Source organism: Parapedobacter tibetensis (genome assembly GCF_024704835.1).
Classification (GTDB): domain Bacteria; phylum Bacteroidota; class Bacteroidia; order Sphingobacteriales; family Sphingobacteriaceae; genus Parapedobacter; species Parapedobacter tibetensis.
Genome location: NZ_JAMXBE010000003.1, coordinates 125893 through 144179 on the forward strand (window position 1 = coordinate 125893; position 18287 = coordinate 144179).

The following is an 18287-nucleotide window of genomic DNA, read 5'->3' on the forward strand; positions in this document are numbered from 1 at the left end:
ATCTGGCCGTCGAAGATTAAAATTATATACAGATGAAACTAACAGTTTTTATTTCTTTCTTATTAACCATCGGCGCATTGCACGTTGTTGCCCAATCCAACTTGAAGGAGGGCAACAACAATTTTGCACTGTATACCAAATCAAAGGATTTCAAACAATTGGAAGCTGCGCGCAAATTTGCCGATGAGGCTTATAAAACAAGGCGTGATTCGGCTAATTTTAGAAATAATTTGCTGCGGGGCTTAGTCTACAGCACATTGGCGGTGGTAGACTCAAACCGGACACAGAAGTACAATGCCGATCCAACAGAAATCGCACTGGCCGCCCTGGCCCGATTGGACAACAAACAGCTGAGCTACGAACATGAACCCGAGATCAGGTATATCAGACGATCCTTGGCAAATGCGTATCTCATCAAGGCCAATCGCGCAATAGCAAAGGCCAATTATGAGGAGGCGCTTCATCAATATCACAAAGTGGACTCCATAAGTAGCTCCACCATTGATGTAAAACACAACCTCGCTGTGTTGAGCACAAAGACCGGAGGGATAGACAACGCGATAAAACGTTACCAATCTTTCATGAGCCAACGGGAAACTTCGTCCCCGCTCTATATCCTTGAGCTCACCGAACTCTACCGGAAAAAAAACGACAAGAGATCAATGCTTAATACATTGCTTACTGGCAGAGAACAATTCCCTGAAAATAAGGATATATTGTTCGAATTGATCAACATGTACTTGGCAAATGAATCCTATTCGGCGATCGTACCGTTGGTGGACGAAGCGCTTGCACACGAACCTGAAAATGTACATCTTAACTACGTTTCAGGTTATGCAAATGAAATGGAGGGCAACAGTGCCGTTGCCAAGAAGTATTATGAGAAAGTGGTAAAGCTGGATGCAAATAATTTTGAAGGTAATTTTGAGTTGGGGTTGCTTTATCTAAAGGAATACGTTGCGGATCCGGAAAATGAAGAAAAGCAAAACAAAGCGCGCGAGTATTTGTTACTAGCAAATCAAATCAAACCCTCCGAGGTAAAAGCATTGAAATCCCTTGCTGTATTGTACGACCAATCCGGGGATATCATTCAACTAGAACGAGTAAATAATATATTAAATCAACTCACAATAAACTAAGATCATGAAAGTGAAATCCATTTTATTAGGTGCGCTGGTATTTACCACATCAATAGCTTTCGCACAAACAAGCAACTTGCGGAAAGCTAAAACCAGCTATGATAAATTTAATGAAGTAAAATCCATTGGCAATGCCGTGTTGGGTGTCAGTGATTTGAACACGGCTAAGGAAGCCTTGGAAAAAGCTATTGAACATGAAAAGACTAGCGAATTGGCGGAGACATGGACATACTATGCCTTGGTAAATGCCGACCTAGCTTTATTAGACTCCACCGATGCTTCGGATGGCTATGCTAAGAAAGCCGTCGAAGCCCGTGACAAGGCCGTAAGCCTCGATACCGAAAAGGAAAATGAGCAAAACCTCAGCATCCTTAATTCCATCTTGGCCCAGTATGAACTCAACAAAGGTGTGGCTGCATGGGATGGCCAAAATTTTGAAGCTGCATATAATGCGTTTAACAATGGGTTGAAATACCTTCCGGGTGACACCACGTTACTGTATTATTCAGGTTTGGCAGCAGTAAACACCCAAAATTATGAGAATGCATTGGCCAAATATGTAGAGCTTGTGCCCGTGGATAGCTTCTCAAACAACAAACAAATCATTTTGGATGTTTCGCGACTGTACCTTATGCAGGGCGACACCACCAATGCGATTAAATATGCAGAATTGGGGGCAAGCAAATACCCTCAAGACGGGGAAATAGCTACACAAAACATCGAATTGAACCTCATGGCTGGTAATGAGGAGAAAGTCATCGGTACCATAAACGAACAGGTTTCCAAGGATCCCGATAACAAAAACCTGCACTACTACCTAGGAATCGCATACAGCTCCACCAACGATATGGAAAACGCCGAGGCCTCCTATAAGAAAGCATTGGCAATTGATGCCAATTACTTGGATGCCAACATCAACCTTGGCGGGTTAATCCTGAATAAAGGGATTGATCTTTTCAATAAAACAAACAATGCGAGCCTTCCTCAAGCGGAATATGATGTAGAGGTTAAAAAGGCTTACGATATTTTTGATTCTGCGTTCCCTTACTTGGAAAAAGCAGTAGAACTTGATGGCAAATCATTTTTGGCGTTGACTAACCTTAGAAAATATTATGAAATTAAGGAAGACAAAGTCAAAATCGATGAATTGCAGGCTCGGATAGATGCGCTGCAATAGTCTATTGCAATAATATAAGTGTAAGCCCTCATAGGTTTTCAAAACCTATGAGGGCTTAAGCTATTCACCCATGTGCTATTTTTCTACCAATCCGCCTCACCAACCCTGGTCCTTCATAAATAAATCCGGTATAGAGTTGTACCAAGGCCGCTCCGGCTTCGAGCTTCGCAAGGGCGTCTTCCGCACTATGGATGCCCCCCACGCCGATAATGGGAAACCCGTGATCTGATTTTGTCGCTAGGTACCGAATCACCTCGGTGGCTCGTTTGGTTAGCGGTGCACCACTTAACCCACCCGTTTGTGATATCAAGTGTCTACTATCCTTCAACCCTTCACGTGAAATGGTCGTATTGGTAGCGATGACACCAGCAATACCCGTTTCCTGCACGATTTCAACAATATCGTCCAATTGGCTGTTCGTAAGGTCAGGTGCTATTTTAAGTAAGATGGGCCTAGAAACACCCTGTTTGTCATTACGCAGTTGCAAGGTGTTCAGGATATGCTTCAAAGGTTCCTTTTCCTGTAGATCACGTAGCCCAGGCGTGTTGGGTGAACTTACATTGACCACGAAATAATCCACTACGTCAAATAAGGCATCGAAACAGGTGACGTAATCGTCCACTGCATCCGCATTGGGTGTAGCTTTGTTTTTTCCAATATTGCCTCCAATGATTAGACCTTGGCGGTCTTTCAGCCTGCTTAGCCGGCTAGCCGCCACATCTACCCCTTGGTTATTAAAACCCATCCGGTTAATCAATGCTTCATCTGCCCTCAATCGGAATAGACGGGGTTTGTCATTGCCCGGCTGTGGGCGTGGGGTGACCGTGCCAATCTCGATGAACCCGAATCCCAAGGCAGCCATTTCTCCCACATACTCAGCATTCTTGTCAAAGCCAGCAGCCAATCCGATGGGGTTTTTAAATTTCAAGCCAAATACTTCACGTTCCAGTTTTGGGTCGTCAAAACCGTAGATAGATTTCAGCAATCGCTTACTTCCCCACAGTTTGCAGAACGATCTCAGTCCCCCGGCAACGGTATAGTGAGCGGACTCCGGGTCGAGCGAAAAAAGCAGCGGTTTCACCAGTTTATACATGGGGGCAAAGGTAGGGATTGATTTTAGATTTTAGATTATCATTGCGCTCTTTGGCCGCGCGGGCCATTTTTTCCCTCGCCGGGAAGTTTTTTGCTCATTCGCCGCAAAGGGCACGGAAAGCACTGCGGGCTAAGAGCGCAAAATGCCTAATTTAATCCTTCCTTTTATATCAACAATAATCCCCCAAACAAAACTACCCTAGGATAACGATAGCCAATTGCTTACAGCCGACAGCTTTTTACTACCTTTGCACCTGAAATGATTGCAATTAATAATCTTACATTTGAAATCGGCGCCCGTGCCCTGTATGACGAGGCCAACTGGCATATTAAGCCAGGCGACAAAACTGGACTCATAGGAGCCAATGGAACAGGCAAAACTACGCTATTGAAACTGATTGTTGGGGAATATTCACCTACTTCGGGCTCCATATCGATGGCTAAGGATATCAAAATCGGTTACCTCAACCAAGATTTGCTATCCTACCAATCGGAAAAAAGCATCCTCCATGTAGCTATGGAAGCGTTTGAGCGCCAAAACCAATTGCACACGGAAATAGAACGATTGCTGGAAAAGCTGGAAACCGACTACTCAGACGATTTGATCCAAAAGTTAAGCGACAGGCAAATTGAATTTGAGGCGTTGGATGGATATAACATTGAATACCGCTCACACGAAATACTTGCAGGCTTGGGTTTCAGCGACAGCGACCGGAAGCGGCGACTGTCCGAATTTTCCGGAGGTTGGCGAATGCGCGTGATGCTAGCGCGTATACTGCTTCAAGCTCCTGATATCCTCCTGCTCGACGAACCGACGAATCACCTTGATCTCCCATCAATCAAGTGGCTCGAAGGCTATTTGCAGGCATTTGAGGGAGCCATTGTCATCGTGTCTCACGACCGCTATTTCCTCGATCGCGTGGTCAACATCACGGTCGAATCTCGTCGCGGCAAGCTGGATGTCTATGCAGGTAATTATAGCTTCTATCTGGAAGAAAAGACATTGCGTGAAGAGATACAAGGCAACCAATTCAAAAACCAGCAGGCCAAGATCAAGCAGGAAGAACGGCTCATTGAGCGGTTTCGTGCCAAAGCCAGCAAAGCTAAGATGGTGCAATCGCGTATCAAAGCTTTGGAGCGCATGGAAAAAGTGGAAGATGTGGATGACTATAACCCAAGTGTCAATTTCCGTTTCAAGTTCAGCAAGCAATCCGGTAGGCACGTAGTCATGTTGGAAAACATCAGCAAATCATATCCCGGTGTTCCCATCCTCGAACAAACGGATGCCGTCATCGAAAAAGGCGACAAGATTGCCCTCATAGGTGCCAATGGCAAGGGTAAATCTACCCTGTTGCGCCTTGTGGCTAATGCCGACAAAGATTTTGAGGGAAAATGTGAAACCGGACACAACGTGACGCAGACATTCTTCGCACAACACCAGCTGGAAGCCCTACATCTCGATAATGAAATCATTCGGGAACTGCAGATCTTTGCACCGAAGCATTCGGAAACTGAATTGCGTTCCATCCTCGGCTGTTTCCTCTTTACCGGTGACGATGCATTCAAAAAAATACGCGTGCTCTCCGGTGGTGAAAAATCTCGGGTAGCCTTGGCAAAGGCACTCACCGCAGATGCCAATTTCCTCGTATTGGACGAACCCACAAACCACTTGGATATCCAATCCGTGAACATCCTCATACAGGCCCTCACGCAGTTTGAAGGCACGTTCATTCTCGTATCGCATGACAGGTATTTACTGGACCATGTGGCCAATAAAATCTGGTATATCGAAGACCGGAAAATTAAGGAATACCCAGGCACTTATCGAGAATACGAGGAATGGCAGTCCAAACGGACACCAAAGGCAATTGCAGAGAAATCCCAGAAGAAGTCCTCCAAACCCGAAACAAAGCAACCCAAAGTCCCAAGAACAGACGACAGGGAATGGCAGACCAAAAAACTGCATAAGGAATTGGAGGATATCGAACACCGCATCACTGAAAAGGAAAAGGCTATCAAGGAAGCCGAATTATTGATGGCCGATGAAAACTTCTATGCGGATAATGTAAAGCCAGCCGAAGCATCCCGTCAATACGATGACCTGAAAAGCACGTTACAAACCCTGCAAAACCAGTGGGAAAAACTGGCGGAGGAAATTATGGAATTGGATGGTTAAGTCAGAAAGAAGAGCCTTCGCGTACTTGGCGGGAGCGTAGGCGTCTTAGCGAACTTTGCGTGAAAGGAGTTGGGAAGTCCAGAAGATCAAGTGAAATATTAAATTTGCCATGAAGAAAATTCTTATCCTGTGCTTACTATCTTCGATCTGTTTGGGATTGATGGCGCAGAAACAGAAAAAAAAACGCGTAGCCCGCGAACGTAGCCCACAACAGGAATTGGTATATGACAATATCAACTACCTCCCCGCTATTAAAACCGTCCAACTTCATCCTGCAGCCCATGAAAACACATTGCCCATCATTGAATTGCACGGCGATGGGCAGCTTACATTGGAATTCGACGATTTGCGGGGTGATGTACGCAATTATTATTTCAGTATCGAACACTATGATCCCAATTGGAAACCGAGTAGGCTTTCGCCATTAGAATTTGCCATTGGTTTCAACGAAGACCGTATCACGACGTATAAAACGTCTGTCAATACCTTGCAGCCCTACACCCATTATCGCGTGAATTTCCCAACCGCAAATGTAGGCCCTAAATTGGCAGGTAATTATTTACTGAAAGTCTACGAAGACGCAGACAAAAGCCGACTGATTATCAGTAGGCGTTTCTATGTATTGGCTCCCCTGATGTCGGTATCCCCACAGTTAATCCCTTCTTTCGACGTTTCCAAACGAAACAAAAACCAAAAGCTAAATCTCAAAGTCAATACCGGCGGGCTTACCGTGAATAATCCCTATGAGGACGTTAAAATCTTGGTCATGCAAAACCAGCGGCCCGACATACAACAATGGCTCACCACTCCCCTATTTGTAAACAATCAGGAATTGACCTACAATGACAACAAAACCTTGGATTTTGGTGGGGGCAATGAGTTCCGGTATATGGACTTACGTAGCCTGCGTTTGGCTTCCGAACACGTGGCGAACATCGCGGTGGACAGCTCGGTTAGGGTGGACCTCGTTCCCGACAAAAACTATAGCGGAGCGTCCTATGCTTCGGTATTTGATGAAAATGGCCTATTTTTTATTCGCAACCAAGATAAAGCCGATGCCACCACAGAATCCGACTACGTTTGGGTCACATTCACGCTTGAAGATGATACCATGACAGGGGGATCAGTACATGTGGTCGGTGGATTCAACAATTATCATTGTGATGAAAGCAACAAGATGGTATACGATGCTAATCAAGGAAAGTGGCAAGCTACCATCTTACTGAAGCAGGGGCTCTATGACTATGAATACGTTTATGTAAGCCCCTCAGGCGGATCGAACCCCACCTTCTCCAGTGGGAACCATTTTGAAACGAACAATACCTATCAAATATTGGTATATAACCGTCGCCAAGGCACCACATGGGATGAATTGGTGGGATACGCGGAAATCGATACGGAAAATCGGTAGGTGGCTATCAGCTTTCCGCCTTGGCGATTGAATCCATCGGCCACTGTTGCAGCTTTTCTTGCAACATCCTTGATATGCGGTTGAAATAACGTTTCTGCTTGTAGCCCATTACCCATTGCACACCGTGGATGGCGTTGGTATGGAATATTTCATCGGCCTCGTTCATAATATCTGGACTGATTTGGGCCTCTATCACATCCAACCCGCTGTCTAACGCGATTTCGATAACCACTTTACGCATCACACCGTCAATGCATCCTTCGCTAAGCGCTGGGGTATAAAGCTTCTTATCGTACCATATAAACACATTAGAACTGAGTGATTCGCATAAGAATCCTTCCTGGTTCAACAACAGCACATCATCCAGTCCCTTCTTTTTGCGATACAACCCTGCCATGACAAATACCAGGGCGTTTGCCGATTTCAATTTTGATAGCTCGCTGGTAGGTTTACGGAATTCGGTATAAACATCCACAATTAAGCCGATCTTCCGGTGATTCACGTCATCGGAATCGAGCCTGGAAACGCTCAGTACATAGGCAGCGGTGTTCTGTTGTGGACTATACAAACCTCCTCCATCTCGAAAAACCTGGAGCCGTACACGGACATGCTGGCCTTCCAAGTTATTTTTATTGATAAGTGCCGCTGTTCGGGAACGGATGAATTGTTCATCAAAAGAAGCAGGATGTTCCAATTGCAGCAAATGCATCCCCTCATGCAGCCTTGCCAAGTGATGCTGCAAAAACCGGATATCCCCATCCATCCATCGCATAGTCTCAAATAGACCATCCCCATACCTGAATGCTCGGTTATCGGCAGTCAAAATAGTTTCTTTCTCAGGTACGAGTTTATTATTGAAATCGATGTAATGTACAGGCATTGATTATTTTTATTTGAAAATTATTGATAACGTCCTAAGATGCTCTTTTATTCTAACTCTTTCCACGAAGTATATGCTCGCCATTTTTCTAAACATAAACGAAAATCATCGGGCAATGGTGTACTGAATTCCATTTTTTTCTTCGACGTAGGGTGTATGAAACCGAGGCTTTGGGCATGGAGGGCCTGACGCGGCAGCAATGCGAAGCAATTATCCACAAACTGTCTATATTTACTAAACACGGTGCCCTTCAGAATACGGTTGCCCCCATATACGGCATCATTAAACAAGGGATGGCTGATGGATTGCAGGTGGGCACGGATTTGATGGGTACGGCCCGTTTCCAATTGGCATTCGATCAATGTCACATAGCCAAACCGTTCCAATACGTGATAATGCGTCACGGACCATTTCCCCTTATCAGGATCATCGTACACAGCCATGACCTTCCGGTCTTTGGCACTACGGCCGATATAACCTGTGATGCTTCCATCTTGTAAGACGTCTCCCCACACGAGCGCAATATACTTGCGGGAAATGCTATGGTCAAAAAACTGCTTGGCTAAATAGGTAAGCGCCCACTCATTCTTGCCAATGACCAATAGGCCACTGGTATCCTTATCAATCCGATGGACCAATCCAGGCCGACCGTCGTTGCCTGGCAACTGGGGAAAGCTGGAGAAGTGATGCGCGAGCGCGTTTACCAAGGTACCCGTATAGTTGTTGTATCCCGGGTGCACCACCATGCCTGCTGATTTGTTTACAATCAACAAATCATCATCTTCATAGGGGATGTCCAACGGGATATCTTCAGGGTAAATTTCTGTGTCACGCGGTGGATGGGGCAATACCACTGAAATAACATCGGATGGTTTGACCTTGTAGCTGGCTTTTATTTGTTGCCCATTGACTAATACTGTCCCCGCAGTTATGGCATGCTGGATGCGGTTGCGGGAGGCATTTTCTATCCTATTCATCAGGAACTTATCGATACGCAACAAGGCCTGCCCGTTGTCCACTACGATACGTAAGTGTTCAAATAGATCCTGCTCGTCCGGTTCCTGCAATTCCAAATCATCTGCCATGGCGCAAAAGTAGCGTAAAACCATCGAAATTCTACTATATTTGCAAAAACAGCATGTTTCCTTCTAATTTTTATAGCCCGGTTGAAAACTTGGATTTTCCCCTATTTCAGCAGAAGGGCCTCACTGTCCATGTAAAACGTGATGATATGATTCATCCCTTTATTTCGGGCAATAAATGGCGTAAATTGAAATATGTGCTACAGGCGGCACGCGACGGCAACAAGAACCACTTGATCACCTTTGGCGGCGCATGGTCAAACCACCTATTGGCCACTGCATGCGCAGGCGCCAAATTCGGCTTTAAGACCACGGCATTTGTACGTGGGGAAACCGTATCGAATGCCAATCTATCATTATCCAAGGTGTTTGGCATGGAATTGATCTTTACAGATCGTACCACCTACAAGGATAAGCTCGCTTTATATAATCGGTATTTTGAACAGGACACGCAAGCTTACTTTATCGATGAAGGTGGACATGGTGTGGACGGGGCCCGTGGCTGTGGGGAAATCTTCGACGAATTGGAGCAGGTATATGACCATGTTTTCTGTGCTTGTGGCACCGGTACTACGCTGGCTGGGTTACACATGGGCAAGACACGGAAGGGACTGAATACCTTATTGCATGGTATACCGGTATTGGCCGGCGGTGATTTTATCCAACAGGCTGTTACTGAATTATACCCTGAAGCCGCATCACATGACATCATATTGCATACCGATTATCATTTTGGTGGATATGCCAAGACTACGCCTGAATTGACTGACTTCATCAACGGGTTCTGTGCAAAAACCGGCATATTGATTGAGCCGGTATATACCGGAAAACTCTTTTACGGTGTTTTTGATTTGACATCCAAGGATTACTTTCAACGTGGCGAGAACATCCTCATCATCCATACGGGCGGCCTTACTGGAATATTGGGTATGCATGCGCAGTTTGAAAACAAAAAATAGGTTTAAACGGTTTAAACCTTGAAAAGCCGCAAAAACGTGCATTTACCCGCAAAAAAGTTTGTTCAACACCTGCCAAAAACATATATTTGGACATAACCAATCCGTATTAAAACATGTATAAAATAGCCATAACACCAGATGCGGTGCATAAGACCTTGGCCAAACATATCCTTGCCGATGGATATGACATTACCTTTGATATGGGCAATAGCCATGGCGTTACCATCTACGATTCGAAGCATCGTCGTAAGCTACTTGATTTTTTTACCTGCTTTGCCTCGGTTCCATTAGGATATAACCACCCCAAAATGACGGGTGATGCAGGCTTCACCGATAGTCTGCTGCATGCCGCACTGATCAACCCATCCAATTCGGACATCTATACCGTGGAATACGCGCAATTTGTAGCAACCTTCGAACGAGTGGCCATCCCCTCCTATCTTCCCCATGCTTTCTTCGTTTCAGGTGGCGCATTGGCGGTAGAAAATGCGTTGAAAGTGGCCATGGACTGGAAAGTACAGAAAAATTTCCAAAAGGGATATCGCCATGAAAAAGGCACCCAGGTACTCCACTTTGAACAAGCATTTCACGGCAGGTCGGGCTATACCATGAGCCTTACCAATACGCAGCCCGATAAGACCAAATGGTTTGCCAAATTTGATTGGCCGCGGGTAAGTAGTCCCAAATTGACCTTCCCATTGACAAAGGAAAATTTAGAGGACGCTCAACAACGTGAACAACATACCATCAGCCAGATTAAACAGGCGTTTAACGATAACAAGGATGACATCTGTGCCATCATCATCGAGCCCATTCAAGCCGAGGGGGGCGACAACCATTTCCGTCGTGAATTCATGGAACAGCTGCGCATACTCGCCGATGAAAACGAGGCCCTATTAATCTATGACGAAATACAGACCGGTGTGGGATTGACCGGTAAATTTTGGTGCCATGAGCATTTTGGGGAGCTGGCCAGGCCTGATATCATTGCCTTTGGTAAGAAAATGCAGGTTTGCGGCATCCTTGCGGGTACCCGCGTGGACGAAATAGAAACCAATGTCTTCCACGTACCTTCCCGTATCAATTCCACATGGGGAGGTAGTTTGACAGATATGGTACGTTCAACCAAGATCCTTGAAATCATCGAGGAGGATCACCTCTTGCAGCATGCGGAAAAGACCGGAGCGTATCTCCAACAACAGCTGCATGCCCTTGTCCGCCAGTATCCCATCCTTTCCAATGTGCGTGGCATGGGCTTGTTTTGTGCCTTTGACTTCCCAAACAAACCGTTACGCGATACGTTTCTCAAAAAAGGCATGGAATATGGCGCACTGTTTCTTGGCTGTGGCGAACGCACCATCCGGTTTAGACCAGCATTGATTGTTCAACCGGGAGATATTGATAACGGCATGGCAATCATCCAGCAAGTAATGGCCGATAGCTGATACCGTTTAAGGTACTAAGGTCTACTGTGATAATTAGGCGCCTCCTTTGTAATGGTGATATTATGGGGATGGCTTTCACGGAATCCGGCTCCCGTTATTTTCACAAACCGTGCCGCCTGCAGGGCTTTGATGGTTGCAGCGCCGCAGTACCCCATGCTCGCCCGCAAACCGCCTACATACTGGTAGACCACTTCGGCCAATGTGCCTTTGTAGGCCACACGCCCTACAATACCTTCGGGTACCAGTTTTTTGATATCATCTTCCACATCCTGGAAATAGCGATCTTTCGATCCCTGTTCCATGGCTTCAACGGAACCCATACCCCGGTATGATTTGAACTTACGTCCTTCATAAATGATGGTTTCACCCGGTGCTTCCTCTACACCGGCAAACAACGATCCTGCCATAACCGTATCTGCTCCTGCAGCAATGGCTTTGGCGATATCGCCAGTCTGCTTGATTCCCCCATCCGCAATAACCGGCACACCTCGACCGCGAAGGGCTTTAGCGACCTCGTAGACGGCATACAGCTGTGGTACCCCTACGCCCGCGATGATGCGCGTGGTACAGATGGATCCGGGACCGATTCCTACCTTCACCGCATCAGCACCTGCATCTGCCAACGCCACGGCGGCATCAGCGGTGGCGATGTTGCCCACAATCACCTGTAGGCCCGGAAACGCGGTTTTCACTTCCTTAAGCTTATGAATAACTCCTTTGGAGTGCCCATGTGCTGTATCGATCGTAATGACGTCAACCCCGGCTTTGACCAGTGCTTCTACACGGTCCATGGTATCCGTCGTCACACCCACAGCCGCCCCCACAAGTAATCTACCATGGCTGTCTTTGGCCGCATTGGGGAAATGTTTGTATTTCTGTATGTCTTTGAATGTTATCAGGCCAACGAGAACATGGTTGTCATCAACCACGGGCAGTTTCTCTATTTTATAGTTTTGCAGGATAGCTTCCGCCTTAACTAAATCGGTACCTACAGGTGCCACCACCAAACTATCCTTTGTCATCAATTCACTGATGGGACGTTTCATGTCCTTTTGGAAACGGAGGTCGCGATTAGTCACGATGCCTACTAATCTGTTTCCTTGGTCTATGATGGGTATGCCGCCGATTTTATGATCCTTCATAATTTGAAATGCATCCCCAACAGTGGTGTTTTCATTCAACGTGACGGGATCCTGTATCATGCCACTTTCCGACCGTTTAACCTTGCGCACTTCCGCGGCTTGGTCGGCTATGCTCATGTTTTTATGCAGCATGCCTAATCCTCCGGCTTGCGCAACGGCAATGGCCAAGTCGGAACCGGTCACGGTATCCATAGCTGCTGATACCAACGGGATGTTTAGTTTGAGATTTTTGGTCAAAAAAGTCGTGGTATCCACGTCGCGCGGCAACACTTCGGAGTAAGCAGGAATTAAAAGTACATCATCGTAGGTGAGGCCTTCAACTACGAATTTTTCAGGGTCTAAATGCATGGCAAATATGTGTTGGGATTACTATTTGCCGGGCGAAATTACTATTTTTTTGTGTCTTTAACAAACAAAAAGCCTTAATAGGGGTTTGCTTAATGTTTAATGTCATTAACCTGACATTTATCCGACGCAAATGCCCCTACATCTAATGAAGATTCAGAACCCCATAGGTTTTCTACGCTTAACAGCACTCCTACCTATGGGGTTTTTATGTCAAAATGAATAACTTAACCCGATCTGGAATACCCGATTCAACGAAATACGGTCTGGATCATCAAAAATACCCAAAAAATAATCGTTGTTGAATGCATCGAGCATCCCCGTTTTAAATCGGCCCTCAAAAGTTAGTCCAATGGGCAAGGTGTAGCCAAGACCGAGCGAAATGCCTAAATCGACCCCGCCATAATCGTCGTCATCAAAATCAATGCGGGGAAAATTCTTACCGATCTTCATATCAATCGACGGTCCGGCCAACGCATGAAATCCGTCAATAAAATAGAATTTGTTAATCACCCCCAAAGAAAGGTACTGGATGGTTACATTTTCATCCCTGCCTGCGCCATTTTCATCTTCAAACCGTACGTTGTTGGCCCCCTGTCGGGTATAGATCAGTTCAGGCTGCAGGGTATATTTCTGGGCCAAATTAAGGCTCAGGATACCTCCCACATAAAAATCAGTTTTGAAGTCGGCATTGATATTGCTAAGCGTAGCCACATTTACACCTGCTCTTATGCCCGGTGAAACCTTACGTTGCGCATGCAATTGCACGGCCGTAAATAAGACGATCGCTAAAACGAGTGTTTTTTTCTTCATCGTTGATAGGGTTTTTTGGTGTTTTTTTTGTGGCATCATACGATGGCAATCCATTCGCCATTGTCTGCCAGTTAACAAATATATTGTTTACATTTTAAAAAACAAGTATGATGAAAAAGCTATTCTCACTGCGTTATGTTGCGGATTACTTTTATTTACCCTCCAGCAGGAAGTTAACGCACAATCTTACCGTACCGGAGCAGGTCTATTCATCGATGTGATATGCGGGGTTTTTTTATTGTACCTTTGCGCAGGTTTTGAAGACATACGACATGAATAATCGCCCAACGCTAAGCCACCGCACACATATCCATCGCCTAGCAATTGGGATTGCCTTTTTCAGCTATGGACTTTGCTTTGCTTCCTGGGCTTCCCGGATTCCCGACATCAAGAACATGTTGGGTTTATCAGAAGGTCAACTCGGCATTGTATTATTCGCCTTACCCATAGGCACCCTTATCTCGCTGCCTGTATCGGGTTGGGTCATCGGCAAGTTAGGAAGCAAGCGTATTGTGCTGGTTGCAGCGGTTTTATATGCCCTGCTTTTGATCGGTATCGGTTATTGGGAGCATATGTATAGCTTGATGGCCAACCTAGTGTTTTTTGGCATGGCGGGCAACCTGCTCAATATATCAGTAAACACACAAGCCGTGGCCTTGGGCAAGCATTATGAGAAGCCGATTATGGGGGCGTTCCATGGGATGTGGAGCATCGCCGGGTTCGTAGGGGCGGGCATTGGTGCCTTGATGATCAACCATCATGTCATACCACTCCGCCATTTCATGGCCATATCCTCGGCCGCGATATTGAGCATCGTGTGTCTTGCTGCCTATCTTATTGCCGATGACCAACCGCAACAGCAGAAGAAAGAGCCGTTATTTTCCATTCCGGATAAACCCTTAGCCGTGTTGGGTGCCATTGCCTTTTGTGCCATGATTGGTGAAGGAGCGCTATACGACTGGTGTGGCATCTATATGGAGGAAGTGGTAAACGTGGAAAAAAGCCTCATAGGCTATGGGTTGAGCGCTTTCCTCTTTAGCATGGCCGCCGGTCGCTTTCTTTCGGATTGGACAGTAAGGCGCCTTGGACCTAAAACCACCTTGGTAACGAGCGGGGCATTAAGTTCGGCTGGATTAATCATGTCCGTGGTTTATCCCCATTTCGGGGTTGTCATCGTTGCTTTTCTGGTTGTCGGCATTGGTTCTTCAGCAATCATCCCGTTGGTTTACAGTCTTGCCGGACGGTCCAGCAAGTTATCGCCGGGAGCCGCCTTGGCCGCGGTCACCACCATTGGTTTTTGTGGCTTTTTGGTGGGTCCACCGCTCATTGGTTTCATCGCCGAATTCACCGGGCTCCGCGCGGCCTACGCCGTCATTGCATCCATGGGCATCCTTATCATTGTTTTGACTACAAAAATCAAGCACACAACAAGTTAATGGTCTTAAACCCAGAACGAATAAACTATAAAAATACCCCTTTCATTATGCAAAAATTTTATACCTTTGCCGTTCTTAATGAAACCATATACAAATTATAACGAACAAATACAAGCTAACGAAAGAAAATGCAAGGTAAAGGGCTGATTAATTTTTTGGTAATAATGGTCACCATAGCGTGCCTCTATTCCCTATCATTCACATTCGTAACCCGTAAGGTGGAACGCGATGCTGAGGCTTATGCCCAAGGCGATATCGCGAAGGAGAAAGCATATTTAGATTCCATGGCCGGCGAGGTCGTGTACAATTTGGGAATTGCCCAATACACTTACCGGGAAGCCAAGGGAAACGAAATTGCGCTGGGCCTCGATTTGAAAGGTGGCATGAATGTGACCATGGAAGTATCGTTACAGGAATTGGTTCGTAATCTAGCCAATAACCCTAAAGACGAAAATTTCAACAAGGCTTTACAAAATGCCGCAGTACGGAGTAAAACCAGTCAAAGTGGATATGTAGATCTTTTTGTTGACGAATTCAAAAACCTTAGCCTAGGTACATCCTTGGCTAGTTTCTTCGCTACAAAAGACAATTCAGCCTATGTAAAGCCCAATAGCACGGATGCACAAGTACATGACTTCCTGCAACAGGAAGCAACTAATGCCATAGATAATTCCTTTAAAGTATTACGTACCCGTATTGATAAGTTCGGTGTTACCTCCCCTAATATCCAGTTGCAGCAAGGCACCAACCGCATCCTTATCGAACTGCCGGGTGTAACCGACGAAGATCGCGTACGTAAGCTTCTGCAGGGTTCAGCGAAATTGGAATTCTGGGAAACTTATGACAACATGGAGATTTATCCCATGTTGGATAACGTAAACAATGCTTTGGCCAATGCGTTGAAAGACACCACCGAGGTAGCACAGCGTACAGGAGATACCACCGAAGCTGACACGAGTGATGGGGGGCTATTGGCCTCCTTGGGGGCCGGTAAGGATTCCTTGGATACCGATTCCTTTGATAATAATCAATTAGCTCAGGAAAACCCGCTATTCAATGTATTACGGCCGTCCACGGTCATGGCAGCCAACAATCAGATCACGTTGGCACCCGGACCCATCGTAGGATATGCCAGTTTAAGGGATACCGCCAAAGTGAATCGGCACTTCGAAAACCCGGTGGTCAAGCAGATCATTCCCGGCAATGTGAAGTTGTTGTGGGGGGTGAAGCCTAGCGCACGTAATCCTGAGCAATTAGAACTTTATGCCGTAAAACCAAGTGGTGTAGATGCCGGCCCAATATTGGGCGGCAATGTAATTACGGATGCCAAGGATGATTTTGATCAGCAGAATAACAACCCGATGGTAACCATGTACATGAACAGCGAGGGTGCTCGGGAATGGCGAAGAATAACGGCCGCGGCTTCTGCAGATCAAAACAACAAACAAGCCATCGCCATCGTGCTGGATGGTGTGGTATACTCCGCTCCTACCGTACAAGGTGAAATCCCCAATGGGATTTCGCAAATCACCGGTAATTTCAAGATTGAAGACACGAAAGACTTAGCCAATGTATTGAAGGCAGGCCGTCTACCCACCACGGCAAGAATTGTGGAGGATGCAGTAGTTGGACCTACCTTGGGACAGGCTGCTATCGATGCCGGCACCAATTCAGCCGTTATCGGTTTGGTCATCGTCTTGATTTTCATGATTTTATATTATAACAGGGCCGGTTGGGTAGCCAACATCGCAGTGCTTTTCAACGTGTTCTTTATTTTGGGGGTATTGGCTTCGCTTAATGCGGTACTTACCTTACCGGGCATTGCCGGTATCGTACTGACCATGGGTACTGCTGTTGATGCCAACGTCTTGATATATGAGCGCATACGGGAAGAAATGACCTTGGGCAAGTCCATCAGACAGGCCATTGCCGATGGGTATAAACACGCGATGTCTTCCATACTCGACTCGCAGATTACCACGTTCCTTGTAGGGGCTATCCTCTTCTTCTTTGGTAGTGGCCCCATCCTTGGATTTGCCACCACACTGATGGTCGGTATCATCACGTCGTTGTTTACCTCCATCTTTATCTCGCGCGTCATTTTTGAGTGGATGCTCGCCAGAGACTGGAAAATTTCCGTATCCTTCCCATGGAGTGCCAATACATTGAAGAATGCGAATTTTGGATTTGTGCAAAACCGCAAAAAATTCTACTTGGCCTCCCTCGTGTTTATTGTGATTGGCCTTGGTTTTATTTTCACCAAAGGCTTTAGCTGGGGGGTTGATTTCCAAGGAGGACGCGCCTACACCGTCCGTTTCGAAAAACCAATCGATTTGGAAGAGGTGCGGAAAAACCTCAATGACGCATTCCAGTTGAATACGGAAGTGAAAATCTTTGGCTCGCAAAACCAAGTGCGGGTGACCACTGCATACCAAGTGGATGAAACCAGCGATGAAGCCAACCAAGAAGTGCTGGCTAAGCTTAATGAGGGACTTTCAAAAGTCGCCGACAACAAGAGTGAGATACTGAGTTCATACAAGGTAAGCCCCTCCATCGCCAGCGACATGAAGACCAGGGCTATATATGCAGCCATATTCTCCATTATCGTTATCGCACTTTATATACTGTTTCGTTTCCGGAAATGGCAGTACAGTATGGGAGCAGCTATTTCCACCCTACACGATGCATTGATCATCCTAGGCCTATTCTCCATACTGGATGGAGTTGTGCCGTTTGCGCTGGATATCGACCAACATTTTGTCGCAGCATTGCTTACCGTGGTAGCCTATTCCGTGAATGATACAGTGGTGGTTTTTGACAGACTGCGTGAATACTTAGGGCTGTCTAAATATAAGAACCAAGATATGGGTGAAACCGTTAATCTTGCGATAAACCGCACGTTGAGCAGGACGATTATTACGTCGCTAACGCTTGTCTTCGTATTGGCTGTACTCTTTGTTTTCGGTGGCGAAGTCATCCGAGGATTTTCTTTCGCCATCTTGGTCGGGATTATCGTGGCTACTTATTCCTCCATTTTCCTCGCAGCTCCGTTGGTTGTAGACTTTGGAAAGAACCTTGCAGAAGACGAAAAAGAACCTGCAGGAAGTGGTAAAGACGTTGGCAATAATCAACCACTTAAGCCGGCAAAAGCTTAAAACAATATGTAGAAACGCAAAGGAAGTTTATCAAA

General features: G+C 46.1%; 13 protein-coding genes. 8 read left to right on the forward strand and 5 right to left on the reverse strand.

Annotation, left to right across the window (positions count from 1 at the left end; translation table 11 throughout):
* The first annotated feature begins 32 nt into the window (after positions 1-32).
* Together NF543_RS05495 and NF543_RS05500 are read left to right on the forward strand one after the other, a co-directional pair.
* Complete coding sequence (locus NF543_RS05495; RefSeq protein WP_257667109.1) at positions 33-1139, forward strand: tetratricopeptide repeat protein; 1107 nt, start codon at positions 33-35, stop codon at positions 1137-1139.
* A gap of 4 nt (positions 1140-1143) precedes the next feature.
* Positions 1144-2316, forward strand: a complete 1173-nt coding sequence (locus NF543_RS05500) for a tetratricopeptide repeat protein (protein WP_257667110.1) — start codon at positions 1144-1146, stop codon at positions 2314-2316.
* Positions 2317-2380: 64 nt separating this feature from the next.
* Here NF543_RS05500 and NF543_RS05505 read toward each other — a convergent pair whose 3' ends face one another.
* Positions 2381-3409 carry a quinone-dependent dihydroorotate dehydrogenase gene (locus NF543_RS05505; protein WP_257667111.1) on the reverse strand — a complete coding sequence of 343 codons (1029 nt, stop codon included), beginning with the start codon at positions 3407-3409 and terminating at the stop codon, positions 2381-2383.
* Between the two features lie 258 nt (positions 3410-3667).
* Here NF543_RS05505 and NF543_RS05510 point away from each other — a divergent pair, with 258 nt between their 5' ends.
* Both NF543_RS05510 and NF543_RS05515 read left to right on the forward strand, forming a co-directional pair.
* Entirely contained in the window at positions 3668-5584 is a 1917-nt protein-coding gene (locus NF543_RS05510) for an ABC-F family ATP-binding cassette domain-containing protein (RefSeq protein WP_257667112.1), read from the forward strand.
* Positions 5585-5693: 109 nt separating this feature from the next.
* Positions 5694-6995 carry a type IX secretion system plug protein gene (locus tag NF543_RS05515; protein ID WP_257667113.1) on the forward strand — a complete coding sequence of 434 codons (1302 nt, stop codon included), beginning with the start codon at positions 5694-5696 and terminating at the stop codon, positions 6993-6995.
* A 7-nt stretch (positions 6996-7002) separates the two neighbouring features.
* Here NF543_RS05515 and NF543_RS05520 read toward each other — a convergent pair whose 3' ends face one another.
* Complete coding sequence (locus NF543_RS05520; RefSeq protein WP_257667114.1) at positions 7003-7875, reverse strand: aminotransferase class IV; 873 nt, start codon at positions 7873-7875, stop codon at positions 7003-7005.
* 47 nt (positions 7876-7922) lie between these two features.
* On the reverse strand, positions 7923-8960 hold the full coding sequence (locus NF543_RS05525) for an RluA family pseudouridine synthase (protein WP_257667115.1): 1038 nt from the start codon (positions 8958-8960) through the stop codon (positions 7923-7925).
* 53 nt (positions 8961-9013) lie between these two features.
* On the opposite strand from NF543_RS05525, the gene NF543_RS05530 reads away from it, so the two are divergent.
* Positions 9014-9916: a 1-aminocyclopropane-1-carboxylate deaminase/D-cysteine desulfhydrase gene (locus tag NF543_RS05530; protein WP_257667116.1), complete on the forward strand. Its 903-nt coding sequence runs from the start codon at positions 9014-9016 to the stop codon at positions 9914-9916.
* Between the two features lie 113 nt (positions 9917-10029).
* Complete coding sequence (gene lat, locus NF543_RS05535; RefSeq protein ID WP_257667117.1) at positions 10030-11361, forward strand: L-lysine 6-transaminase; 1332 nt, start codon at positions 10030-10032, stop codon at positions 11359-11361.
* Between the two features lie 14 nt (positions 11362-11375).
* Here the strand turns inward: lat and guaB are convergent, their stop codons facing one another.
* Both guaB and NF543_RS05545 read right to left on the reverse strand, forming a co-directional pair.
* Complete coding sequence (gene guaB / locus NF543_RS05540) at positions 11376-12851, reverse strand: IMP dehydrogenase (protein WP_257667118.1); 1476 nt, start codon at positions 12849-12851, stop codon at positions 11376-11378.
* Positions 12852-13061: 210 nt separating this feature from the next.
* The gene (locus NF543_RS05545; RefSeq protein ID WP_257667119.1) at positions 13062-13661 is read right to left on the reverse strand and encodes a porin family protein; all 600 of its coding nucleotides are present in this window, start codon (positions 13659-13661) and stop codon (positions 13062-13064) included.
* Between the two features lie 272 nt (positions 13662-13933).
* On the opposite strand from NF543_RS05545, the gene NF543_RS05550 reads away from it, so the two are divergent.
* Positions 13934-15097, forward strand: coding sequence for an MFS transporter (locus NF543_RS05550; protein ID WP_257667120.1), 1164 nt, complete (start codon positions 13934-13936; stop codon positions 15095-15097).
* Between the two features lie 128 nt (positions 15098-15225).
* Positions 15226-18252 (forward strand): protein translocase subunit SecDF, encoded by a 3027-nt coding sequence (gene secDF / locus NF543_RS05555; RefSeq protein WP_257667121.1) that lies wholly within the window; start codon positions 15226-15228, stop codon positions 18250-18252.
* Positions 18253-18287: the final 35 nt, after the last annotated feature.